22 protein-coding genes, 3 tRNA genes and 1 pseudogene are annotated in these 22,372 nt (G+C 63.8%); 23 read left to right on the top strand and 3 right to left on the bottom strand.

The genetic code is table 11. From position 1 onward, the window contains the following. Positions 1-34: 34 nt before the first annotated feature. The 6 genes from AC1DKD_RS17640 to AC1DKD_RS17615 all read left to right on the top strand — a co-directional run bounded on the left by AC1DKD_RS17640 (position 35) and on the right by AC1DKD_RS17615 (position 5,380). The gene (locus AC1DKD_RS17640; protein WP_477111033.1) at positions 35-643 is read left to right on the top strand and encodes a TRAP transporter small permease; all 609 of its coding nucleotides are present in this window, start codon (positions 35-37) and stop codon (positions 641-643) included. Next, positions 640-1,944, top strand: coding sequence for a TRAP transporter large permease (locus AC1DKD_RS17635; protein WP_441627313.1), 1,305 nt, complete (start codon positions 640-642; stop codon positions 1,942-1,944). Before AC1DKD_RS17640 ends, AC1DKD_RS17635 begins: the two co-directional genes overlap by 4 nt. 120 nt (positions 1,945-2,064) lie before the next feature. Continuing rightward, positions 2,065-3,093: a DctP family TRAP transporter solute-binding subunit gene (locus AC1DKD_RS17630; protein ID WP_477111032.1), complete on the top strand. Its 1,029-nt coding sequence runs from the start codon at positions 2,065-2,067 to the stop codon at positions 3,091-3,093. Between the two features lie 251 nt (positions 3,094-3,344). After that, the gene (locus AC1DKD_RS17625) at positions 3,345-4,040 is read left to right on the top strand and encodes a DUF2968 domain-containing protein (protein WP_441627309.1); all 696 of its coding nucleotides are present in this window, start codon (positions 3,345-3,347) and stop codon (positions 4,038-4,040) included. Between the two features lie 245 nt (positions 4,041-4,285). After that, complete coding sequence (locus AC1DKD_RS17620; RefSeq protein WP_441627307.1) at positions 4,286-4,909, top strand: hypothetical protein; 624 nt, start codon at positions 4,286-4,288, stop codon at positions 4,907-4,909. Positions 4,910-4,981: 72 nt separating this feature from the next. Then, a complete protein-coding gene (locus tag AC1DKD_RS17615; protein WP_441627305.1) occupies positions 4,982-5,380 on the top strand; it encodes an acyl-CoA thioesterase in 399 nt (132 codons plus the stop codon). Positions 5,381-5,393: 13 nt separating this feature from the next. On the opposite strand, the gene AC1DKD_RS17610 is transcribed toward AC1DKD_RS17615, so the two are convergent. Next, positions 5,394-5,939, bottom strand: a complete 546-nt coding sequence (locus AC1DKD_RS17610) for a PAS domain-containing protein (protein WP_441627303.1) — start codon at positions 5,937-5,939, stop codon at positions 5,394-5,396. Between the two features lie 173 nt (positions 5,940-6,112). Between AC1DKD_RS17610 and AC1DKD_RS17605 the strand changes: the two genes are divergently transcribed. Beyond that, positions 6,113-6,814 (top strand): CoA transferase subunit A, encoded by a 702-nt coding sequence (locus AC1DKD_RS17605; RefSeq protein ID WP_045240052.1) that lies wholly within the window; start codon positions 6,113-6,115, stop codon positions 6,812-6,814. 11 nt (positions 6,815-6,825) lie between these two features. After that, positions 6,826-7,464 (top strand): CoA transferase subunit B, encoded by a 639-nt coding sequence (locus AC1DKD_RS17600; protein ID WP_428178738.1) that lies wholly within the window; start codon positions 6,826-6,828, stop codon positions 7,462-7,464. 103 nt (positions 7,465-7,567) lie between these two features. Here the strand turns inward: AC1DKD_RS17600 and AC1DKD_RS17595 are convergent, their stop codons facing one another. Both AC1DKD_RS17595 and AC1DKD_RS17590 read right to left on the bottom strand, forming a co-directional pair. After that, entirely contained in the window at positions 7,568-8,041 is a 474-nt protein-coding gene (locus tag AC1DKD_RS17595) for a DUF411 domain-containing protein (RefSeq protein WP_441627300.1), read from the bottom strand. A 17-nt stretch (positions 8,042-8,058) separates the two neighbouring features. Then, the gene (locus AC1DKD_RS17590; RefSeq protein ID WP_477143521.1) at positions 8,059-8,835 is read right to left on the bottom strand and encodes a 3-hydroxybutyrate dehydrogenase; all 777 of its coding nucleotides are present in this window, start codon (positions 8,833-8,835) and stop codon (positions 8,059-8,061) included. Between the two features lie 200 nt (positions 8,836-9,035). Between AC1DKD_RS17590 and AC1DKD_RS17585 the strand changes: the two genes are divergently transcribed. From AC1DKD_RS17585 to AC1DKD_RS17515, 15 genes and pseudogenes are all read left to right on the top strand, one after another. Next, positions 9,036-9,920 (top strand): alpha/beta fold hydrolase, encoded by an 885-nt coding sequence (locus AC1DKD_RS17585; RefSeq protein WP_441627296.1) that lies wholly within the window; start codon positions 9,036-9,038, stop codon positions 9,918-9,920. A gap of 57 nt (positions 9,921-9,977) precedes the next feature. Then, positions 9,978-10,340: a RidA family protein gene (locus AC1DKD_RS17580; protein ID WP_441627294.1), complete on the top strand. Its 363-nt coding sequence runs from the start codon at positions 9,978-9,980 to the stop codon at positions 10,338-10,340. A 15-nt stretch (positions 10,341-10,355) separates the two neighbouring features. Beyond that, the gene (locus AC1DKD_RS17575; RefSeq protein WP_477143520.1) at positions 10,356-12,578 is read left to right on the top strand and encodes a RelA/SpoT family protein; all 2,223 of its coding nucleotides are present in this window, start codon (positions 10,356-10,358) and stop codon (positions 12,576-12,578) included. A gap of 21 nt (positions 12,579-12,599) precedes the next feature. Then, positions 12,600-12,676 (top strand) — tRNA-Val (locus AC1DKD_RS17570). A gap of 46 nt (positions 12,677-12,722) precedes the next feature. Continuing rightward, positions 12,723-12,799, top strand: a tRNA-Val gene (locus AC1DKD_RS17565). 369 nt (positions 12,800-13,168) lie between these two features. Continuing rightward, positions 13,169-15,076 (top strand): threonine--tRNA ligase, encoded by a 1,908-nt coding sequence (gene thrS, locus AC1DKD_RS17560; RefSeq protein WP_477143519.1) that lies wholly within the window; start codon positions 13,169-13,171, stop codon positions 15,074-15,076. A 45-nt stretch (positions 15,077-15,121) separates the two neighbouring features. Then, positions 15,122-15,319 (top strand): annotated as a pseudogene (infC, locus tag AC1DKD_RS17555) (translation initiation factor IF-3); the annotation flags it as partial. A 239-nt stretch (positions 15,320-15,558) separates the two neighbouring features. Then, positions 15,559-15,756 (top strand): 50S ribosomal protein L35, encoded by a 198-nt coding sequence (rpmI, locus tag AC1DKD_RS17550; protein WP_006575466.1) that lies wholly within the window; start codon positions 15,559-15,561, stop codon positions 15,754-15,756. A gap of 27 nt (positions 15,757-15,783) precedes the next feature. Then, positions 15,784-16,140: a 50S ribosomal protein L20 gene (rplT, locus tag AC1DKD_RS17545; protein WP_477143518.1), complete on the top strand. Its 357-nt coding sequence runs from the start codon at positions 15,784-15,786 to the stop codon at positions 16,138-16,140. A 337-nt stretch (positions 16,141-16,477) separates the two neighbouring features. Beyond that, the gene (gene pheS / locus AC1DKD_RS17540; protein ID WP_045240059.1) at positions 16,478-17,509 is read left to right on the top strand and encodes a phenylalanine--tRNA ligase subunit alpha; all 1,032 of its coding nucleotides are present in this window, start codon (positions 16,478-16,480) and stop codon (positions 17,507-17,509) included. A gap of 70 nt (positions 17,510-17,579) precedes the next feature. After that, on the top strand, positions 17,580-20,027 hold the full coding sequence (pheT, locus tag AC1DKD_RS17535; RefSeq protein ID WP_441627287.1) for a phenylalanine--tRNA ligase subunit beta: 2,448 nt from the start codon (positions 17,580-17,582) through the stop codon (positions 20,025-20,027). Between the two features lie 69 nt (positions 20,028-20,096). Further along, the gene (locus tag AC1DKD_RS17530) at positions 20,097-20,513 is read left to right on the top strand and encodes an integration host factor subunit alpha (protein ID WP_441627285.1); all 417 of its coding nucleotides are present in this window, start codon (positions 20,097-20,099) and stop codon (positions 20,511-20,513) included. Between the two features lie 115 nt (positions 20,514-20,628). After that, a complete protein-coding gene (locus tag AC1DKD_RS17525; protein ID WP_276288261.1) occupies positions 20,629-21,060 on the top strand; it encodes a MerR family transcriptional regulator in 432 nt (143 codons plus the stop codon). Positions 21,061-21,116: 56 nt separating this feature from the next. Then, positions 21,117-21,193: transfer RNA gene (locus AC1DKD_RS17520), tRNA-Pro, on the top strand. Positions 21,194-21,327: 134 nt separating this feature from the next. Beyond that, positions 21,328-22,245 (top strand): hypothetical protein, encoded by a 918-nt coding sequence (locus tag AC1DKD_RS17515; protein WP_477143517.1) that lies wholly within the window; start codon positions 21,328-21,330, stop codon positions 22,243-22,245. The last annotated feature ends 127 nt before the right edge of the window (positions 22,246-22,372 follow it).

Below are 22,372 nucleotides of genomic sequence, written 5' to 3'. Positions count from 1 at the left end.
GAGCGCCGCGCGGACCGGACCGGAGGCCGGGGAGATGCAAGCAGATAGGGAGGGACGGCGCGATGCCGACCCGCAAGACGTCACGGCCATGCCGGACGAGACTGGCGCCAGCCAGCAAGGGGACAGCGGCTTCAGGGTTTCGCCGCGGCTCGAAGACTGGGTCGGCGTGGTCGTCATGGTGCTGTTGGTGTGCATCACCTTCGCCAATGTGGTGGTCCGTTACTTCACCGATGAGTCCTTTGCCTGGACCGAGGAATTCTCGGTCTTCCTGATGATCGTGCTGGCCCTGGTGGCAGGCAGCGCCGCGGTGGCGCGCGACCGCAATATCCGCATCGAGTTTTTCTTCGAGCGCGGCAGCGCGGCTCGGCAGCGGCGCCTGGCAGTATTGTCGGCGCTGGCCGTCGCGGTGATGTTCATCGCGCTGGCGGTACTGGGCGGGCGCATCGCCTGGGACGAATACACGTTTGGCGAGACCTCGCCGGGCATCGGCGTGCCAAGCTGGTGGTACTCGGTCTGGCTGCCGGTGCTGTCGGCCGCCATCGCGCTGCGGGCGTTCGGCGTGGCGGTACGCAACCTGCGCGCGCTCAAGGCCATGCATGCCGGGAGCGCGGATGGCGTACCTGCTTCGGAGTCCGCGCCATGACCCTCGTTGCGATCATTCTGTTTGTGGTTTTTCTTGGCCTGATGATGCTTGGCGTGCCGATCGGCGTGTCGCTGGGCCTCGGTGGCCTGGTGGCGATCGGCCTGTCCAACCTGGATACGCAGATGTTCGGCCTGCTGGCCGTGCCGCAGAACTTCTACGCCGGCCTCGGCAAATACCCGCTGCTGGCCATCCCGATGTTCGTGCTGGTCGGTTCGATCTTCGATCGTTCCGGCGTGGCGCAGCGTCTCGTGACCTTCGCCATTGCCATCGTCGGGCGCGGCCCCGGCATGCTGCCGCTGGTGGCCATCCTGGTGGCCATGTTCCTGGGCGGGATCTCCGGCTCCGGCCCGGCCAACGCGGCCGCGGTGGGCGGCGTGATGATCGCGGCCATGTCGCGGGCCGGATATCCCGGCGCGTACAGCGCGGCCGTGGTTGGCGCCGCCGCCGCCACCGACATCCTGATCCCGCCCTCGGTTGCCTTCATCATCTATAGCGTGCTGGTGCCCGGCGCGTCGGTGCCGGCGCTGTTCGCCGCCGGCATGATCCCCGGCATCCTGGCCGGTGTGGCGCTGATCGTGCCGGCCGTCTGGCTGGCACGCAAGCACAATATGGGCGCCATCGAGGCCGGGCTGCCGCGTCCGCCGTTCTGGAAGAGCCTGCGCGAAGCGGCCTGGGGGCTGGTCGCGCCGTTCCTGATCCTGGGCGGCATGCGCGCGGGCTGGTTCACGCCGACCGAGGCTGCCGTGGTGGCAGTCGTGTACGGCTTGTTCGTCGGCATGGTGATCTATCGCAGCATCGGCCTGCGCGACCTGTTCGTGATCTTTCAGGAAGCGGCGGAGACTTCCGCGGTCATCCTGCTGGTGGTGGCGCTGGCCGGCATCTTTGCCTATGCGCTGTCCACGCTGGGCGTGATCGATCCGCTGGCCAATGCCATCGCGCATTCGGGGCTGGGCGAGTACGGCGTGCTGGCGCTGATCGTGGCCTTGCTGATGACGGTGGGGATGTTCCTCGACGGCATTTCGATCTTCCTGATCTTCGTGCCGCTGCTGCTGCCGATCGCCAACGCCTTCCACTGGAATCCGGTGTGGTTCGGCGTGGTGTTGACGCTCAAGGTCGCGCTTGGCCAATTTACGCCGCCGCTGGCGGTGAACCTGATGGTCTCGTGCCGGATCGCGCGCGTGCGGATGGAAGAGACCGTACCCTGGGTGATCTGGATGCTGCTGGCCATGTTCGTCGCCATGCTGATGGTGCTGGCCTATCCGCCACTGGCGACGTGGCTCCCGGACTATCTCGGTTATTGAAGCTGAATCGGAAGTTGATCCCATGGACGGGCTTCGCGGCTCGCCTGCGGGATCGCGCAATGAGCCACGCTCAACGCAGTGCATAAGAAACACACAACACATCCTGAGAGGAGAGAATCCATGAAACGTCGTGCCTTGATGCTGTCGCTGGCAGCCACCATCGCCGCTGCCGCCCTCGCGCCCGCTGGCGCCATGGCGCAGGCCTACAAAGCCGAGTACAAGATGTCGCTGGTGCTCGGCCCGGCCTTCCCGTGGGGCAAGGGCGGCGAGATCTGGGCTGACCTGGTGCGCCAGCGCACCAGCGGCCGCATCAATATCAAGCTCTACCCCGGCACCTCGCTGGTGGCGGGCGACCAGACCCGCGAGTTCTCGGCGATCCGCCAGGGCGTGATCGACATGGCGGTCGGCTCGACCATCAACTGGTCGCCGCAGGTCAAGGAACTGAACCTGTTCTCGCTGCCGTTCCTGATGCCGGACTACAAGGCGCTGGACGTGCTCACCCAGGGTGAGGTCGGCAAATCGATCTTCGCGACGCTGGACAAGTCCGGCGTGGTGCCGCTGGCCTGGGGCGAGAACGGCTTCCGCGAAGTCTCCAACTCCAAGCGCGAAGTCCGCAAGCCGGAGGACCTGAAGGGCATGAAGCTGCGTGTGGTGGGCTCGCCGCTGTATATCGAGACCTTCAACGCACTCGGCGCCAATCCGACCCAGATGAGCTGGGCCGACGCGCAGCCGGCCATGGCCTCGGGCGCCGTGGATGGCCAGGAGAACCCGCAATCCGTGTTCGCCGCTGCCAAGCTCTACACGGTGGGTCAGAAGTTCGTCACCACCTGGGGCTACGTGGCCGACCCGCTGATCTTCGTGGTCAACAAGCAGATCTGGGAAAGCTGGACGCCGGCCGACCGCGAGATCGTCAAGCAGGCCGCCATCGATGCCGGCAAGCAGGAAATCGCGCTGGCGCGCAAGGGCCTGGTTGAGCCGGGCGTGCCGGGCTGGAAGGATATGGAAGCCCACGGTGTGAAGGTGTCGCAACTGACGCCGGCCGAGCACGATGCCTTTCGCAAGGCCACGGCCAAGGTCTACGACAAGTGGAAGAAGCAGATCGGCACCGACCTGGTCAGCAAGGCTGAAGCCTCGATCGCCAAGCGGTAAGCCGTGGGGAGGGATCGCGGTGCCTGCGAGGGCACGGAGAGCAGGGGCCGTTCGCGGACCCTGCTCTCCTTTGGCGGACGGATTGCGTCGCCAAAATGATCGCAATTGTCACAAATTTGGGAATATCCCGGTCGTTTGATAGAATGCGCCTTTCGCGGCGCATGGGAATTCCATCGCCGCGCGCCTGCCGCGCGCGCGGCGGCGGCCCGGGATCCCAAGAAGGTCCCGTCCTGTGTCCCGACCGGAATGTCATGCCGAACAAGCCTCGCCGTACCTCCTTGCCTGCCCGCCTGACGGGCCTAGCCCTGCTGCTGTCCGTGGCTGGTGCGCAGGCTGCGATGGCGCAGGCAGCATCGCCTGCCGTCCAGGTGGCGCAGGACAGCCTGCCGGCATCGGCCTCTTCGCTGGGGCTTGTGGCGGAACTACAGCAACGGCTGCGGGACAAGGCCGTGCGCGAACTGCGTACCAGCTACAACGGCGATTACGGCACCACGCTGATGCTTGCGGACGACCAGGTGGTCTGCTACGTGGCGCTGTTCTATCAGAAGAACCTCTGGCGGGTTTTCCGCTTTGAGTCGTTCGCTGCGGCGGAGCAGGCTTACCGCCAGTTGACCCAGCAGAGCACGGCCTGGGCGGACGACGATATCCGCCGACAGGTGCTGGCATCGCAGAAACGCGCATTTGACCGGGCCTTGCAAGAGAGCGAGGCGCGGGCAAACGCGCTCAACGAAGACGTGCGCGTGATGCAGGCGCAGCGCCAGCGCATCGCCGAGGAGCAGAAGGTGTCGCGCGTCGAGGTGCAGAGCGCGGAAATCGAGAGCCGTGCCTCGCGCATCCGCCTGGAGCAGCTGCAGCAGCAGATTCGCCGCATGGAGTCGTCGCTGACGGATTCCGGGCTGGTCATCCCCGGGGCGCCGGGGAGTGACCGTCCGGCGCGCCGCCAATAAGCCGTTTGCGCCTGCTTGGCAGAAATTTCCGAATGCTGAAGCAGAACTGTCTGAATTTCCCTATCTTTCCGTAGCGCTATGATTTCGCCCGGACCCGTTTCGCCCGCATAGGCTGGCGAGGCCGCGTCGCGTTTGCGCTGCAGAGGTGAGCCCCAGTGTCCCATTCCATTTTTCCATCGTACGCCAATCTTGATGTGCCGCCCCCATGGGGCACGGAGTTGGATGTGCGCGATGCGTTGGCGGCAATGCGTACCGCAGCTATCAAGCAGCATCTTGCTGCCACCGGTCCTGCGCATGCGCAGTCGTTGCGTCGCGTGCGCCTGCGCGGGCTGGCGGCCGGTGCGTTTGGCGGCGGCCTGGCTGTCGTGGTGGCGTGGCTTGTGACAGTGCTACTGGTGGCTCCGGCGCCATTACCCGCGCCCGCTACCGCCGGATTGCAAGCCGTGACCGTCCAGCGACCGGAAACTGCGGCGGCAGACGTGCAGAACTTGCCCGCGCCGCCGGATCCCGTTGCTGCCTTGCCTGCGGAACCCGCCGGCTACGAGCCCGAACCGGTCGCCGTGCCTCATCCCGTCGTAATCGCCCAAAGGGGCCGGCCGAAGGCGGGCGAAAGGGGGGCTACGGCCACGGCAGCCAGCCCGGTGACGCCGGCTGCGAATGCGGTCACACGGAGGCAGCCGTATGCCGCTCCGGTCCGGTTCGTGCCCTCGGCCAGCGGCAACGACAGCCAGACGCAGCCGCGCAGCGAGGCGGCCGATTTGCCGGTCTCAGGCGCCCCGGATATCGACCTGCGCCCGAGCGCAGTCGCATTCGTGCCGCCTGACATGCGCTTCGAACTGCAAGGCCATGCCCGGCTGATCGACGACTAAGGCGGGCGCGCCAGGCGCGAACCGTCGTTTCCGCCGATGGAAGCGAAGCGCCCCCGTGATAGGCTCGGGGCCATGAAACCCGTATTCACTCTCCTCATGCCCATCCGGTGGGGCGACATGGACGCCATGGGCCATGTCAACAACACGGTCTACTTCCGCTACCTGGAGCAGGCGCGCATTGCCTGGTTCGAGTCGCTCGGCCTTGGCGGCAAGGATGCCAACGGTTGCGGCCCGATCATCATCAACGCGCACATGACCTTCATCAGGCAGTTACGCTATCCGGGCGATATCGAGTGCCGCCTGTTTGCCGGCGATCTGGGACGCACCAGCTTCGAGACCCACATGGAGATCCGCCGCACCGATCAGCCCGATGTGGTGTATGCGGAGGGCGGCGCCAAGGTGGTGTGGTGTGACTATGAGGCCGAGAAATCGGTACCCGTGCCGCCGGCGATCCGTGCGCTGATGGCGTAGGCGTTCCGCGCCCCTAGTGGTTGACCAGGCGTTGCACCAGGTCCACCGAGGTATGGGCGCCGTATTTCTTCATCAGCCTGGCCCGGTAGATGTCCACCGTGCGCGGGCTGATCGACAGCAGCTTGCCGATCTGCTTGCTGGTCTTGCCGTCGACCAGCTGCGCGGCGATATCGCGCTCGCGGGCCGTCAGCTCGGCGGTGACCGGACGCTTCTGCGAGAGATCTTCGAAGGTCCAGATGCCGGCGCCCAGCGGCTGCTGGCGATCCAGCGAGCGTCCGGTGACATGGCACCAGAACAGCTCGCCGCCGGCGCGCTTCATGATGCGCTCGTCGGAGTAAGTGCCCTTGGCGTTCATGATGGGCACGATCCGCGCGCCGGTGCGCTCGAATTCATCCGCGGTGGGATAGAGTACCTGGAACGACTCGCCGATCAGGGCCTGCCTGGTGGTGCCGAAGATGCGGCAAAGCTCGTCATTGCAGTCCTCGATCATGCGCTCGCGCGACAGCACAAGGCCCACTGGCGCGAGCTGGAAAGCGGTCTGGTAGTCGATAGCGGGCATTTGCTTATGTAATTGTACGTATTGGCGCGGGCTGCGGCGCTTGCGTATGCTGTCGGGCAGTCGGCAATCTGGCGATTTCCGTCCGATTGTACCGTTACAATTTCCCTGCGTGACTCGCCGGCATCACCCGGAGGCGGGCGCAAAGACAGGAAATCACCGAGGAAGGAGCAAACATGAACAAGGTCTATGCCAGCGCCGCGGAGGCGCTCGCGGGCGTGGTTCGCGACGGCCAGACGATCGCGGTTGGCGGTTTCGGTCTGTGCGGCATCCCGGAGGCGCTGATTGCCGCCCTGCGCGACAGCGGCGCCAAGCAACTCACCTGTATCTCGAACAACGCCGGCGTGGACGGTTTTGGCCTCGGCCTGCTGCTCGCCACGCGCCAGATCAAGAAGATGATCTCCTCCTATGTGGGCGAGAACAAGGAGTTCGAGCGCCAGTACCTGGCCGGTGAACTTGAGCTGGAGTTCACCCCGCAAGGCACGCTGGCCGAGAAGCTGCGCGCCGGCGGCTCGGGCATCCCCGCGTTCTTCACCAAGACCGGCGTGGGCACCATCGTGGCCGACGGCAAGGAAATCCGCGAATTCGATGGCCAGCAGTACGTGATGGAACGCGCGCTGACCGCCGACGTGGCGCTCGTCAAGGCGTACAAGGCGGACCGCGCCGGCAACCTGGTGTTCCGCCGCACCGCGCGTAACTTCAACCCGATGTGCGCGATGGCCGGCAAGTTCACCGTGGTCGAAGTCGAGCACCTGGTCGATACCGGCACGCTGGATCCGGACGAGATCCACACGCCAGGCATTTTTGTGCAGCGCATCGTGCTGAACGCGAATCCCGAGAAACGCATCGAGCAGCGCACCGTGCGTGCCGCCAGCTAAGGAGAAACATCATGGCATGGACACGTGACGAAATGGCGGCGCGCGCCGCTAGCGAACTGCAGGACGGCTTCTACGTGAACCTGGGCATCGGCCTGCCGACGCTGGTGGCCAACCACGTTCCCGCGGGAATGGAAGTCTGGCTGCAATCCGAGAACGGCCTGCTGGGCATCGGCCCGTTCCCGACCGAGGCCGAGGTCGACGCCGACATGATCAATGCCGGCAAGCAGACCGTGACCACGCTGCCGGGCTCGTCGATCTTCTCCTCGGCGGATTCCTTTGCGATGATTCGCGGGGGCCATATCAACCTGGCCATCCTGGGCGCCATGCAGGTAAGCGAGAAGGGCGACCTGGCCAACTGGATGATCCCGGGCAAGATGGTCAAGGGCATGGGCGGCGCGATGGACCTGGTGGCAGGCGTGGGCCGCGTTGTGGTGTTGATGGAGCACACGGCCAAGAAGAAGGACGGCACCGAGGACATCAAGATCCTGGCGACGTGCGCATTGCCGCTGACCGGCGTGGGCGTGGTCAACCGCATCATCACGGACCTCGGCGTGATCGACGTGACCGAAGCCGGCCTCAAGCTGGTGGAAACGGCGCCGGGCGTGAGCCGCGAAGAGATCCAGAGCAAGACGGGCGCCCCGCTGCTCTGATGCGCTTTGCCGCGCCGGCCTTCGTGGCGGGCGCGGAGTGGCAATGAAAAAGCCCCGCGAGCTTGCGTTCGCGGGGCTTTTTGCTGGCGCTGCGGTGGCTTCGTCAGGCGCGGCGCTTGTTGTAGCTGGCGAAGACCGAGGCGCCACCGTCCGCGCGGACCAGCAGGACATCGAAAGGATCCTTGCGCGAACCCTGTTCCATGCCCGGCGAACCCACCGGCATGGCCGGCACCGCCAGGCCCGCGGCCTTGGGTTTGCCGGCCACCAGCCGCTTGATGTCGGCCGCCGGCACATGCCCTTCGACCGCGTAGCCGGCGATACGGCCGGTATGGCAGGAGCCGAAGCGCTCGGGAATGCCAAAGCGGGCGCGATAAACGCCGGTGTCTTCCACGTCGCGCACGGTGACGGCGAAGCCGTTCGCGCGCAGGTGCTCGACCCAGCCCTCGCAGCAGCCGCATTGTGGGCTCTTGTACACCTCGATGGCGAGCGGGGCGGCAGCGGTGCTGGCGCCGGCACGCAGCCCTAGCGAGACCGTGGCGCCGATGGCCAGGGTGCGGAGAAAGCGGCGCCGTTGCATGGTTTGTGCTGGTGCGCTCATTGCGCCACCCAGCCGCCATCCATGTTCCAGGCCACGCCGCGCACCTGCCGGGCCGCGTCGCTGGCGAGGAACACGGCCAGCGCGCCAAGCTCCTCGGGCGTAACGAACTGGCCGGAAGGCTGCTTCTCGATCACCAGTTCATGCTTGGCTTGCTCGACCGGGATGCCGTCCTTCTGGGCGCGCGCTTCCACCTGTTTCTGCACCAGCGGCGTCAGTACCCAGCCCGGGCAGATCGCATTGGCGGTGACGCCGGTCTGCGCGGTTTCCAGGGCCGTCACCTTGGTCAGCCCGACGATGCCGTGCTTGGCKGCSACATAGGCGGACTTYTSCGCCGACGCCACCAGTCCGTGGGCGGAGGCGATATTGATGACGCGGCCCCAGTCCTTGCGCTTCATGCCCGGCAGCGCCAGGCGGGTGGTGTGGAAGGCGGAGGTCAGGTTGATGGCGATGATCGCGTCCCAGCGCTCGGGCGGAAAGTCCTCGATATTGGCCACATGCTGGATGCCGGCGTTATTGACGAGGATATCGGCGCCGCCGAATTCCGTTTCGGCATAGCGCATCATGTCCTCGATCTCCGCGGACTTGCTCATGTCCGCGCCGTGGTAGCCAACGCGGATGCCCGCGCCGGACTGCGCGATCTCGCGCTTGGCGCCGTCGGCGTCGCCGAAGCCATTGACGATGATGTTGGCGCCCTGCGCGGCGAGTGCCTGCGCGATGCCGAGACCAATACCGCTGGTGGAACCCGTGACTAGCGCCGTCTTGCCTTTGAGCATGTTTTGCCCTCCGTCGGGAGATTTTGATGTTGGAATTGGACTGCGTGAACAGGCTGTCGTCCGCCAGCGGCAAAGGCATGGCGGCGCGAACCCGGATGCTGTGGCATTGTAACTGCTGCAGCGTACAATCCAGCTTTGCTTAACCTGGGCGCCGCCTGTTGGCGGTGCCGTTCTTGCTACCGTCTTGCCAGGGAGTTCAGATGTCAGTCAGCCCGCGCCTCGGCTTCGTTCAGTGCATCAGCCCGGCGGGTCTTCACCGCATGGCCTATCACGAGTGGGGCGACCCCACCAATCCCAGGGTGCTGATGTGCGTGCATGGCCTGACCCGCACCGGCCGCGACTTCGACACCGTCGCCGCCGCGCTGTGCGGCGAGTACCGCGTGGTGTGCCCAGACGTGGTCGGGCGTGGCCGTTCGGACTGGCTGGCGGACCCGCGCCGCTATGTGGTGCCGCAGTACGTCTCGGATATGGTCACCCTGATCGCCCGGCTCAATGTGGAGCAGGTCGACTGGTTCGGTACCTCGATGGGCGGCCTGATCGGCATGGGGCTGGCGGGGTTGCCCAAGACGCCGGTGCGCAAGCTGCTGCTCAACGACGTGGGCCCGCGCATCGCCGCCTCGGCGGTGGAGCGGATCGGCGCCTACCTGGGCCTGCCGGTGCGCTTCAAGACCTTCGAGGAAGGCCTGGCCTACCTGCAGACCATCAGCGCGTCCTTTGGCCGTCACACACCCGAGCAGTGGCGCGAGCTTAACGGCGCCATTCTCAAGCCGGTGCAGGGCGTGGAAGGCCTGGAATGGGGTTTGCATTACGATCCGGCGATGGCGCTGCCGTTTCGCGAGACCACGCCCGAGCAGGTGACTGCCGGCGAAGCGGCGCTGTGGCACATGTTCGAGGCCATCCAGGCGCCGACGCTGGTGGTGCGCGGCGCGCAGTCCGATTTGCTGACGCGCGAGACGGTGGCGGAAATGGTCTCGCGCGGACGCGACGTGAGCGCGGTGGAGGTGCCGGACGTCGGGCACGCCCCGACGTTCATCGACCCCGCGCAAGTGGCCATTGCCAAGCAATTTTTCCTGGGCGCGGCCTGAAGGCGGCCGCGGCCCGGATCCGATGTTTGAAGTCTTACCGACAACTAGAGTATTGCCATGAGTACCAGTGAACTGAAGCGCGCCCATGTGGGCAAGCGCCTGTCCGAATACGCGATCTACAACGGCGTGGTCTACCTCGCCGGCCAGGTGCCGGAGGTCGATCCCGGCGCGGATCTGCGCGGCCAGACCCGTGAGGTGCTGGGCCACATCGAGCGTCTCCTGAACGAAGCCGGCAGCGACAAGAGCCGGATCCTGTCGTGCCAGATATTTCTCACCGACATCGACCAGATCGGCATCATGAACGAGGTCTGGGATGAATGGGTGGTGCAGGGCAATACGCCCCCGCGCGCCACGGTGGAGGCGCGCCTGGCCAATCCGCAATACCTGATCGAAGTGGTGGTTACCGCCGCGCTCAAGTGAGGTTGGGGCAGCGAGATGGTGACGTCGACTGACCTGACCGGGCAGATTGCCGGCACGCCCGATTCCGGGCTGGTGGAGCGCGCCCTGGATTTCGTGCGCGAGCGTGGCAGCGAGGCGATGCTGCCCACCGGCGARACCGTSYTCTCKCAYGCCGAGGGSATGCTGCGCATYCTCGACGGGCTGCGCGTCGACGATGCCGCGCGCGCCGCGGCCTGCCTGTTTGCGCTGGCGGCGTTCGTGCCCGGCAGCGAGGTGGAAATCGAGCCGCTGTTTGGCGAGGAGGTCGCGAGGCTCGTCAAGGGCGTGAGGCAGTTGTTGCGTATCGGTGCGATCGCGGTGGGCCACAGCGGCGCGCCCGAAACCACCAAGGACGAAATCGCCGCGCGGCAGGAGCAGGTGGAAGCGCTGCGCAAGATGCTGCTGGCCTTCGCGCAGGACATCCGCGTGGTGCTGGTGCGGCTGGCCTCGCGCCTGCAGACGCTGCGCTGGCTGGCGCAGGCTAAGGCGCAGCCGTTGCCCGGTGTCGCGCGCGAAACGCTGGACATCTACGCGCCRCTGGCCAACCGGCTCGGGATCTGGCAGATGAAGTGGGAGCTGGAAGACCTGGCCTTCCGCTTCGAGCAGCCTGACACCTACAAGCGCATCGCGCGCCTGCTTGATGAAAAACGGATCGAGCGCGAAGGCTATATCGCGAGCGCCATCGCGCGGCTCCAGTCCGAGCTGGCTGCGGCGGACATCCGCGCGGAAGTGACCGGCCGCCCCAAGCATATCTACAGCATCTGGAAGAAGATGCGCGGCAAGGAACTCGACTTTGCCGATCTCTATGATGTGCGCGCCTTCCGCGTGATCGTCGACGACATCAAGGATTGCTACACCGTGCTGGGCATCGTGCACCATATCTGGCAGCCGATCCCGCGCGAGTTCGATGACTATATTTCCCGGCCGAAGTCGAACGGCTACAAGTCGCTGCACACGGTGGTGATCGGCGACGACGGGCGCGCCTTCGAGGTGCAGATCCGCACCCAGGAAATGCATCACTTCGCCGAGTACGGCGTGGCCGCGCACTGGCGCTACAAGGAGGCCGGCGCCAAGGGTTACAGCGGGCAGTTCTCGGCCAGTGAGCGCTACGACGAGAAGATTGCCTGGTTGCGCCAGTTGCTGGCCTGGAAGGACGATGCCGATCATTCCGTGGCGCACGACGAGTCGCCATGGGAGCAGCTCAAGCATGCGGCCATCGACGACCACATCTATGTACTGACGCCGCAGGCGCGCGTGGTGGCCTTGCCGCAAGGCGCCACGCCAGTGGATTTTGCGTATTACCTGCACACCGATCTTGGCCATCGCTGCCGCGGCGCGCGCGTGGACGGCACCATGGTGCCGCTGAACACGCCGCTCAAGAACGGCCAGACGGTGGATATCATCGCTGTCAAGCAGGGCGGGCCGTCGCGAGACTGGCTCAATGCGGAGCTGGGCTACCTGGCCAGCCCGCGCGCGCGGGCCAAGGTACGCGCCTGGTTCAATGCGCTCGATTCGCAGGAGACCATGTCGCAAGGCCGCGCGCTGATCGACAAGACCCTGCAGCGCGAGGGCAAGACCGCCGTCAACCTGGATGACCTCGCTACGCGGCTCGGCTTCAAGATGCCGGACGACCTGTTCGCCGCGGTCGCCAAGGATGAATTCAGCCTGCGCCACGTGGAGCAGGCGCTGCGGCACCCCGAAGGCGAGGCCGCGGTGGTGCAGAGCGAAGAAGAGGCMGTCACCAAGAAGAGCCGCGCSACCAGCGTGGCGCGCGGCGCCAAGAGCGGCGTGCTGGTGGTGGGCGTGGATTCGCTGATGACGCAGATGTCCAAGTGCTGCAAGCCGGCGCCGCCGGACGAGATCGTGGGCTTCGTCACGCGCGGGCGCGGTGTTTCCATCCATCGCCGCACCTGCCACACCTTCGGCCAGCTTTCGGCGCGCGCGCCTGAGCGCGTGATCCAGACCGAGTGGGGCAAGAAGAGCGATGCGGTGTATCCGGTGGACATTCACGTGGAGGCGATCGACCGGCAAGGGCTGCTGCGCGACATCTCGGAAGTGCTGTCGCGCGAGAAGATCAACGTCACCGGCGTGAAGACGCTATCGAGCAAAGGCGTTGCCCGGATGCAGTTCACCGCCGAGGTTTCGGAGGCCACGCAACTGCAGCGCGCACTCGGATTGATAGAAGATGTGGTGGGGGTCTTGCAGGCGAAAAGAAAGTGATGCTATACTTTCGTTCTCCGCAGGCTCGTAGCTCAGCTGGTTAGAGCACCACCTTGACATGGTGGGGGTCGTTGGTTCGAGTCCAATCGAGCCTACCAACGCATAAGTAGTAAGAGTAGTGCAGTGAAGTTCAAGTAGTGCCATAGGCTCGTAGCTCAGCTGGTTAGAGCACCACCTTGACATGGTGGGGGTCGTTGGTTCGAGTCCAATCGAGCCTACCAACGCATAGCAGTAAGAAGTAGCAAGCAGTACCGAAGCAGTCCGGTTCAACCCCGACAACCTGGAACGGAAAAGGCGCCATGTTCAAGACACAGCGAACTACTACCGCTAATTAGCGACAGTAGTCGAGGTGCGCCTTCGGACCCGGTGGATTGGGGTTAAATCGAAAAACAACGCAGCCTTGGCTGCGTTTTTTTTTCGTCTGTCGCTTCTTGGCTCCCTGATATCCTGCTCGGTCGCCGGTAAGTGCAACCGAGTGAAATCCCCGCTGCATGGTCCATGCCTGTCGCATGTGCCCGGCGCTATAAGATGCTTTTCATTCGCTTGCCGGAGGCATTGCCCCGGCGGGTGGATTCCTGATGAGGTGCAAGATGATCGCAATCACGCTGCCGGATGGTTCCCGCCGCGAATTTCCCGGCCCGGTGACGGTTGCCGAAGTGGCGCAGAGCATTGGCTCGGGCCTGGCCAAGGCCGCTCTGGCCGGGAAGGTGGACGGCCAGATGGTCGATAYGAGCCATCTGATCGATCGCGATGCTAGCCTGGCCATTGTCACGGACAAGGATGCCGACGGCGTCGACGTGATCCGTCACTCGACGGCGCACTTGCTGGCCTACGCCGTCAAGGAGTTGTATCCCGAGGCGCAGGTGACGATCGGCCCGGTGATCGAGAACGGCTTCTATTACGACTTCGCCTACAAGCGCCCCTTCACGCCCGAGGATCTGGTTGCCATCGAAAAGAAGATGGCCGAGCTTGCCAAGAAGGACGAGAAGGTGACGCGCGAGGTCTGGAGCCGCGACGAAGCCGTGCAGCTGTTCGAGTCGATGGGCGAGRAGTACAAGGCCGAGATCATTGCCTCGATTCCGCAGGATCAGGAGATCGGCCTGTACCGCGAAGGCAAGTTCGTCGACCTCTGCCGTGGTCCGCACGTGCCGTCCACGGGCAAGCTCAAGGTCTTCAAGCTGATGAAGGTGGCCGGCGCCTACTGGCGCGGCGACGCCAAGAACGAGATGCTCCAGCGCATCTACGGCACGGCCTGGGCCAAGAAGGAAGATCAGGAAGCCTACCTGCACATGCTGGAGGAGGCCGAGAAGCGCGACCACCGCAAGCTGGGCAAGCTGCTTGACCTGTTCCACCTGCAGGAGGAAGCGCCTGGCATGGTGTTCTGGCATCCCAAGGGCTGGCAGGTTTGGCAGGCGGTGGAGCAGTACATGCGTGGCCGCCTGACGCAGGCTGGCTATGAAGAGGTACGTACGCCGCAAGTGATGGATCGTTCGCTGTGGGAAAAGTCAGGTCACTGGCAGAACTACAAGGAGAACATGTTTGTCACGGAGTCGGAAAAGCGCGACTACGCGATCAAGCCGATGAACTGCCCCGGCCATGTGCAGATCTTCAACCATGGCCTGCGCTCCTATCGCGACCTGCCGCTGCGTCTCGCCGAGTTCGGTGCCTGCCATCGCAATGAGCCCTCGGGCGCACTGCATGGCCTGATGCGCGTACGCGGTTTTGTGCAGGATGATGCGCACATTTTCTGCACGGAAGAGCAGATCGTGGCGGAGGCGAAGGCGTTCAACGAACTGGCATTCTCCGTGTACGACGATTTCGGCTTCAAGGACATCGCGGTCAAGCTTTCGCTGCGTCCTGATCAGCGCGCCGGTTCGGACGAGGTCTGGGACCATGCCGAGGAAGGCCTGCGGCTGGCGCTGCGCGCCTGCGGCGTGGAGTGGGAAGAACTGCCGGGCGAGGGCGCCTTCTACGGTCCCAAGGTGGAATACCATATCAAGGACGCAATCGGCCGTTCCTGGCAATGCGGCACGCTGCAACTGGACCTGGTGCTGCCGGAGCGCCTGGACGCCGAGTACGTTTCGGAGGATAACTCGCGCAAGCGTCCGGTGATGCTGCATCGGGCTATCCTGGGCTCTTTCGAGCGCTTCCTGGGCATCCTGCTGGAGAATCATGCCGGCGCGCTGCCCGCCTGGCTGGCACCGGAGCAGGTCGTGGTGCTGAATATTGCCGATTCCCAGGCGGAATATGCTGAAAACGTCGTGCAACTTCTGCAAAAACAAGGATTTAGGGCAAAGGCGGATTTGCGTAACGAGAAAATTACGTATAAAATCCGCGAGCATTCCCTTCAGAAGATTCCCTACCTGCTGGTAGTGGGCGACAAGGAGCGGGATGCCAGTCAAGTGGCCGTGCGTGCCCGTGGCAACGTGGATCTGGGTGTCATGCCCGTCTCCGCGTTTGTGGAGCGTCTGCAACAGGACGTTTCCAGCAAAGCCTGATGGGATGAGCACGGCTTGTTTTTTGTCTTCTTGAGGTAACGCAACATCGCTACAGACAAAGGTCATCGCATCAATCGCGAAATCAGCGCACCCGAATTGCGCCTGGTCGGGGTTGATAATGAGCAGCTCGGCATCGTCAAGTTCATGGACGCGCTTCGCCTGGCTGAGGATAAGGACTTGGACCTGGTGGAAATCGCTCCGACAGCGGTGCCGCCGGTTGCCCGTATCATGGATTACGGCAAGAGGTCGAGCAGATGCCGAAGATGGAAGGCCGCCAGATGGTGATGGTGCTGTCTCCCAAGAAGAAGAAGTAAGATTTTTGCGCGCCGCCGCGGCCCGGAGGGGATTCCTCCGGGCGCGGTGTCGTGCGAAAGCGGCGCAGGTGCCTCCGCGGCATCGCGCAACAATAAGTGGATGCGGGTTTTGCAAGTGCTGGCGCCAGCTGGCCACCTGCATGCATGTCATAGAAGCTGGAGTTTTTCATGCCGAAGATGAAGACCAAGAAAAGCGCTTCCAAGCGCTTTACTGCGCGTCCGAATGGTTCGTTCAAGCGTGGCCAGGCCTTCAAGCGTCACATCTTGACCAAGAAGACCACCAAGAACAAGCGTCAACTGCGCGGCACCCAGGACGTCCATGAGACGAACCTGAAGTCCGTTCGCGCAATGATGCCTTACGCATAACCCTAACGAAAACGAAAGGAGCATTTCATGCCTCGAGTAAAACGTGGGGTCACTGCACGGGCCCGCCATAAGAAAGTCATCGTCGCTGCCAAGGGTTTCCGCGGCCGCCGCAATAACGTCTACCGTATCGCCAAGCAGGCGGTCATGCGCGCTGGTCAGTACGCATACCGCGATCGCCGCAACAAGAAGCGCGTGTTCCGCGCTCTCTGGATTGCGCGTATCAATGCTGCTTCGCGTGAGCATGGCATGACCTACAGCGTGTTCATGAATGGTCTGAAGAGGGCCTCGATTGAGCTGGACCGCAAGGTGCTGTCGGACATGGCTATTCATGACAAGCCTGCCTTTGCCGCCATCCTCAACCAGGTGAAAGCCACCGTTGCCTGATGCCGGCTCCGGGATGCCGCGCTAGTTCCTGGCGCGGCGCCCCGGGCGCAAGCACCGACCGCAAGGTCGACAGCATTTCCGCCGAATTTGCCCGAGCAGCGCCCGTCGCTGCAGCGGCGATTCAGCCGGACCTGCAGAAACGGGGCTCCTCACCGAGCCCCGTTTTTATTTCGAATGCCGTTTTGCATCGTGCCACCGCACGCCGCAAGACGACATCCGAAACGAAGCCCGCGCCGCCCCCGGTGCCGCACGGACTCTGCACCCACATCGCACCTAGTGCCAACCCACGCCCGGGCCCTGCGTGACCCGGACGCCAAATTTATCGCCGACCGCCGCCATGTCTCTGGATCCGGATCAAATCGTCGCCGACGCCCAGGCCGCCTTCGCCGCAGCCAACGATAACGCCACGCTGGAAAACGAAAAAGCCCGCTTTCTCGGCAAGACCGGCGCGCTCACCGAACTGCTCAAGAGCCTCGGCAAGCTTGACCCGGAAACCCGCAAGAGCGAAGGCGCGCGCATCAACCAGGCCAAGCAGCAGGTCGAGGCCGCGCTGCAGGCACGCCGCCAGGCACTGGCCGATGCGCTGATGAACGCGCGGCTGGCTGCAGAAGCCATCGATGTGACGCTGCCCGGCAGGGCGGTTGCCCGCGGCAGCCTGCATCCGGTGATGCGCACATGGGAGCGGGTGGAGCAGATCTTCGGCTCGGTTGGCTTCGACGTGGCCGATGGTCCCGAGATCGAAACCGACTGGATGAACTTCACCGCGTTGAACAACCCGGACAACCATCCGGCCCGTTCAATGCAGGATACGTTCTATGTGGACGGCCGCGACAGCGAAGGCAAGTTGCTGCTGCTGCGTACCCACACCAGCCCGATGCAGGTGCGCTACGCGCGCATGCACGTGGAGAAGTACAAGGGCCGCGAGATGCCGCCGATCAAGGTGATCTGCCCGGGCCGTACTTACCGCGTCGACAGCGATGCCACGCACTCGCCGATGTTCAACCAGGTCGAAGGCCTGTGGATCGGCGAGGACGTGAGCTTTGCCGACCTCAAGGGCGTGTACACCGACTTCCTGCGCAAGTTCTTCGAGCGCGACGACATCCAGGTGCGTTTCCGCCCCTCGTACTTCCCGTTCACGGAGCCGTCGGCGGAAATCGACATGGCCTTCGGCAACGGCAAGTGGCTGGAGATTTCGGGCTCGGGCCAGGTGCATCCCAATGTGCTGCGCAATATGGGCCTGGACCCGGAGCGCTACATCGGCTTCGCCTTCGGTTCGGGCCTCGAACGCCTGACCATGCTCCGCTACGGCATCAACGACCTGCGCCTGTTCTTCGAAGGCGACGCGCGTTTCCTGCGCCAGTTCGCCTGAGGCGCCCGCCGCGCCCGAGCACATCGTCACCGACACCACAGAACAGAATACTTACCGGATCAGAAGCGCCATGCAATTCTCGGAATCCTGGCTTCGCAGTTTCGTCAATCCCGACAAGATTTCCACCGATGCGCTCTCGCACAGCCTGACCATGGCCGGGCTGGAAGTGGAAGAGGTCGGCCCGGTCGCGCCGCCTTTCAACAAGGTGGTGGTGGCGCGCGTGCTTTCCACCGAGCGCCATCCCAACGCGGACCGTCTCAACGTTTGCCAGGTCGATGCCGGCACCGGCGAGAACCTGCAGATCGTCTGCGGCGCGCCCAACGTCGCGCCCGGCATCCTGGTGCCGTGCGCGCTGGTTGGCGCAGTGCTGCCGCCGTCGGAGACGGGTGGCAAGCCGTTTGAAATCAAGGTCGGCAAACTGCGTGGCGTCGATAGCTTCGGCATGCTGTGCTCGGCGCGCGAACTCAAGCTGTCGGAAGAACATGGCGGCCTGATGCTGCTGCCCGAAGATGCGAAGATCGGCCAGGACATCCGCGAGTATCTGGATCTTGATGACCAGGTCTTCGTGATCAAGCTGACGCCCAACAAGGCAGACTGCCTGTCGATCCACGGCGTGGCACGTGAAGTTGCCGCGCTGACCGGTGCCGAGCTCCGGCTGCCCGACATGAAGCCGGTAGCGGTGACGCTGAGCGACAAGCTTCCGGTCAAGGTGTCGGCGCCCGACCTGTGCGGGCGCTTCTCTGGCCGCGTCATCCGCGGCGTGAACGCGCACGCGGCCACGCCGGCGTGGATGGTGCAGCGCCTGGAGCGGGCTGGGCAACGCAGCATCTCCGCGCTGGTCGACATCTCGAACTACGTGATGCTTGAACTTGGCCGTCCCTCCCATGTGTTCGACCTGGACAAGATCCACGGCGGCCTGGATGTGCGCTGGGGCCGCAAGGGCGAACAGCTCAAGCTGCTCAACGGCAATACTGTCGAGCTCGACGAGCAGGTTGGCGTGATCGCTGACGACAAGGAGATCGAGAGCCTGGCGGGCATCATGGGCGGCGACAGCACCGCCGTCACGCTGGACACCACCAACATCTACCTGGAAGCCGCCTTTTGGTGGCCGGAAGCGATCCAGGGCCGCTCGCGCCGCTTCAACTTCTCGACCGATGCCGGGCATCGCTTCGAGCGTGGCGTGGACTACGCCACCACGGTCGAGCATATCGAGCGCATCAGCGCGCTGATCCTCGAGATCTGCGGCGGCCAGGCCGGCCCGGTCGACGACCAGGTTGTCAACCTGCCGCAGCGCAAGCCGGTGCGCCTACGTGTGGCGCGCGCCGAGCGCGTGCTCGGCATCGAGCTGTCGCCCGCGGTCATCGCCGACGTGTTTCTGCGTCTGCAGCTGCCGTTCACCCGCGAGCAGGGTGCGGACGGCGAAGTGTTCGTGGTCACTCCGCCGAGCTATCGCTTCGACATCGAGATCGAGGAAGACCTGATCGAGGAAGTGGCCCGCATCTACGGCTTCGAACGTATCCCGGCACGTCCGCCGATCGCCGAAAGCGAGATGCGCCCGACCGACGAAGCACGCCGCTCGACCCATGTCGTGCGCCACGCAATTGCCGCGCGCGACTACCAGGAGGTGATCAACTTCGCCTTCGTCGAAGAGAAGTGGGAGCGCGACTTTGCCAGCAACGACAACCCGATCCGCCTGCTGAACCCGATCGCCAGCCAGCTGGCGGTGATGCGTTCCACGCTGATCGGCGGCCTGCTCGACAAGGTGCGCTACAACCTCAACCGCAAGGCATCGCGCGTGCGGATGTTCGAAGTGGGCCGCGTGTTCCATCGCGACGCCTCGGTTGCCGATGGCGGCCTGACGGTGGCCGGCTATCGCCAGCCGATGGTTGCCGGCGGCATTGCCTACGGCCCGGCCTTCGAGGAGCAGTGGGGCATCGCCACCCGCCCGGTGGACTTCTTCGACGTCAAGGGCGATGTCGAAGCCTTGCTGTTCCCGCGCGTCGCGCGCTTCGAGCCGGTATCGCATCCCGCGCTGCACCCAGGCCGCGCCGCGCAAGTCGTGATCGACGGCAAGGTGGCCGGCGTGATCGGCGAACTGCATCCGCGCTGGCTGCAGGAGTACGAACTGACGCAAGCGCCGGTTGTGTTCGAGCTGGACCTGCAGGCACTGCGTGAAGTAGGCCTGCCCGGCTACACCGAAATCTCCAAGTTCCCGGCCGCCGTACGCGACCTGGCACTGGTGGTGAAGCAGTCGGTGCGCGTGCAGGACCTGCTGGACGCCATGCGCGAAGCCCTGGAAAAACAAGGCTCCGCCCGCTATTGCCAGAGCCTGGTGCTGTTCGACGAGTTCCGTCCGAAGGCGGCTTCGGCAGCCATTGGCGCAGACGAGAAAAGCCTTGCGTTCCGCGTGACCTTGCAAGATACTGGGGCGACCCTCCAGGACGAAACCGTCGATAGCGCGGTACGTTGCATGGTCGAAGCCGCCAGCGCTGCATTCCAGGCGCGGATGCGCGGCTGATCCACCAGCTGACATGACAATGGAGCGCCCGGACTTCCGCATCCGGGCGGATCGCCACACTGAATGACAATGAACGATCGACAAGCGTATCTCATGGCCGCAGCAATGGGCGGGGCAGGCGACCGGCAGGCAGCCTCCCATGATGACGAGACGTCCGACGCCCGCGTTGCCGAGGTGCCGACCCTGACCAAGGCCGAGCTCGCCGAAATGCTGTTCGACCAGGTCGGTCTCAACAAGCGCGAATCCAAGGATATGGTCGAAGCCTTCTTCGACGTGATCCGCGAAGCGCTGGAGCATGGCGACAGCGTCAAGCTCTCCGGCTTCGGTAATTTCCAGTTGCGCGACAAGCCTCAGCGTCCCGGCCGCAATCCCAAGACCGGCGAGATCATTCCCATCACGGCACGACGCGTGGTGACCTTCCATGCCAGCCAGAAGCTCAAGGGTCTGGTGGAAGAGCGGGCCGGCCTGGTGGCGGTGGCCGGCTGATCGTTTGCCAGTAGCGCGAGCACTCGTTATCCTGCTTGTCTCGTTTGTCCGCGCGCTATCCCGCGCGGACACCACAACCTCTCCCGGTACGGCCTGAAGCCCGCCCATTGACCGTATGTCGGAAAGATCCAGCGAACGCATCTTGTTGCCGCCGATTCCCGCCAAACGCTACTTCACCATTGGCGAAGTCAGCGAGCTTTGCGCCGTCAAGCCGCATGTGCTGCGCTACTGGGAGCAGGAGTTCACGCAGCTCAAGCCCGTCAAGCGGCGTGGTAACCGGCGCTACTACCAGCATCATGAAGTCCTGCTGATCCGACGCATCCGCGACCTGCTTTATGAGCAGGGCTTTACGATCAATGGCGCCCGCAATCGCCTCGACGAAGGGCGCCAGCACAGCCATGCGTCCGCGGAGGACGAGCAAGCGCTTGCTGCAGCGGCTGCGGATGAAGCACCGGTTTTCTCGCTCGACCTGAACAATCTGCGCAACGAACTCGTGGAAATCCAGCACTTGCTCGCGCAGCTTCAGCAGATCGCGAAGCACGAATAAAAAGTGCAGCAAGGACTAGCCAATATTGAAAAGCGTCTGATATAATCTTTTTCTTTCGGGGCGTAGCGCAGCCTGGTAGCGTACCTGCATGGGGTGCAGGTGGTCGGAGGTTCAAATCCTCTCGCCCCGACCAAATTAGAGCCCACGTAATCAATCGGTTACGTGGGCTTTTCTCATGTGTGGCTCAGCGCGCGGCGGGCACATCTTGGATGTCATCCAAGATTCGCCGCGTTCTGCGTTGTCACGTGGCCGACCTAGGGGGTGCACTTGCCTGAAATCGTCGTAGGTAACGAAAAAGACGCGCTGATGCTTCTAAAGCGTGCCCTCGAAGACCAACTCGGTGACAACGCCAATGTCGTGTTTAAGGACTGGCCGAAGATTCAGATCACCTTGAAGGGAGAGGGCTACGACAGCACGATCACCCCAAGCCTCATGGAGGGGTTGCTGAATGTTCAGCATGGTGTGAATCGCACCTACGCCAACTTAGTCCTTGACCAACCGGACGCCCGCCACCTTAAGGATGCCGAGCGGAAAGAACTCGAGTTCAAGGCGAAGGTAAAGCAGGGAAGTTCGATCATTGAGGTCGACCTTTCCGAGTTCGCTCAGAAACTCGTCACCGACCTAGCCGGAAAGCAGGCACCGCAAAAGCGTGTGATCTTTGGCATCGTGGGGGCAAGTCTCTGGGCTGCCACTTCGATGTCGAAGGCATACCTGAACTCACAGGCGAAGATCAGCACCACTGATGTTGAGGCGGACCAACTGGTCCCCATCACCGGCGAGGAGGAAGAGGCTATCTCGGCCTTCGGGAAGGCAGTTGCCTCGGACCAGCGCTTTGCCCTTGTCGTTGATGACGCGCAAAGTGCGACTGTGAGCTTGCTCCGAGGTATTTCCGATGCGGATACCATCGACCTCAATGGAGTGTTGCTAAAGAACGACGATGCCCGAGACGTCGTCGCGGTTCGACGGGCCGCTGCCGACGAGATCCAGCTAAATGGGAACTACCGGATTCTCAACGTCGATACAAGTAAAGACGATGAGATAAAGATCAAGGTCCGGTACGATGCCGATGGCCGCGAGTTCTGGGCGGCTTTCAACGACAATAGCCTGGATAAGGAGCATGTGAAAGCGCTGCAGACAGCGGAATGGTCCAAGGGCAAGGTATATGTTACGTCCCGCCAATTTTGAGGTTTGGCGAGGGGTGTTTGTCGCGGTTTCGGCAAGAGCGAGTTTAGGAACATCGCCTTGACCATCGCGAGACACGACGGGCGTAAAGAAGGCCAGTACTCCTCTGATATCGTGCGACGTTTCCGGA

This window comes from Cupriavidus sp. 05T313, from assembly GCF_056396665.1.
This window is presented reverse-complemented; position numbering and strand designations above follow the sequence as displayed.

Coding starts and splice junctions, on each gene's coding strand:
- AC1DKD_RS17640 (WP_477111033.1), top strand. CDS start 35: ATGCAAGCAGATAGGGAGGGACGGCGCGATGCCGACCCGCAAGACGTC.
- AC1DKD_RS17635 (WP_441627313.1), top strand. CDS start 640: ATGACCCTCGTTGCGATCATTCTGTTTGTGGTTTTTCTTGGCCTGATG.
- AC1DKD_RS17630 (WP_477111032.1), top strand. CDS start 2,065: ATGAAACGTCGTGCCTTGATGCTGTCGCTGGCAGCCACCATCGCCGCT.
- AC1DKD_RS17625 (WP_441627309.1), top strand. CDS start 3,345: ATGCCGAACAAGCCTCGCCGTACCTCCTTGCCTGCCCGCCTGACGGGC.
- AC1DKD_RS17620 (WP_441627307.1), top strand. CDS start 4,286: ATGCGTACCGCAGCTATCAAGCAGCATCTTGCTGCCACCGGTCCTGCG.
- AC1DKD_RS17615 (WP_441627305.1), top strand. CDS start 4,982: ATGAAACCCGTATTCACTCTCCTCATGCCCATCCGGTGGGGCGACATG.
- AC1DKD_RS17610 (WP_441627303.1), bottom strand. CDS start 5,939: ATGCCCGCTATCGACTACCAGACCGCTTTCCAGCTCGCGCCAGTGGGC.
- AC1DKD_RS17605 (WP_045240052.1), top strand. CDS start 6,113: ATGAACAAGGTCTATGCCAGCGCCGCGGAGGCGCTCGCGGGCGTGGTT.
- AC1DKD_RS17600 (WP_428178738.1), top strand. CDS start 6,826: ATGGCATGGACACGTGACGAAATGGCGGCGCGCGCCGCTAGCGAACTG.
- AC1DKD_RS17595 (WP_441627300.1), bottom strand. CDS start 8,041: ATGCAACGGCGCCGCTTTCTCCGCACCCTGGCCATCGGCGCCACGGTC.
- AC1DKD_RS17585 (WP_441627296.1), top strand. CDS start 9,036: ATGTCAGTCAGCCCGCGCCTCGGCTTCGTTCAGTGCATCAGCCCGGCG.
- AC1DKD_RS17580 (WP_441627294.1), top strand. CDS start 9,978: ATGAGTACCAGTGAACTGAAGCGCGCCCATGTGGGCAAGCGCCTGTCC.
- rpmI (WP_006575466.1), top strand. CDS start 15,559: ATGCCGAAGATGAAGACCAAGAAAAGCGCTTCCAAGCGCTTTACTGCG.
- rplT (WP_477143518.1), top strand. CDS start 15,784: ATGCCTCGAGTAAAACGTGGGGTCACTGCACGGGCCCGCCATAAGAAA.
- pheS (WP_045240059.1), top strand. CDS start 16,478: ATGTCTCTGGATCCGGATCAAATCGTCGCCGACGCCCAGGCCGCCTTC.
- pheT (WP_441627287.1), top strand. CDS start 17,580: ATGCAATTCTCGGAATCCTGGCTTCGCAGTTTCGTCAATCCCGACAAG.
- AC1DKD_RS17530 (WP_441627285.1), top strand. CDS start 20,097: ATGAACGATCGACAAGCGTATCTCATGGCCGCAGCAATGGGCGGGGCA.
- AC1DKD_RS17525 (WP_276288261.1), top strand. CDS start 20,629: ATGTCGGAAAGATCCAGCGAACGCATCTTGTTGCCGCCGATTCCCGCC.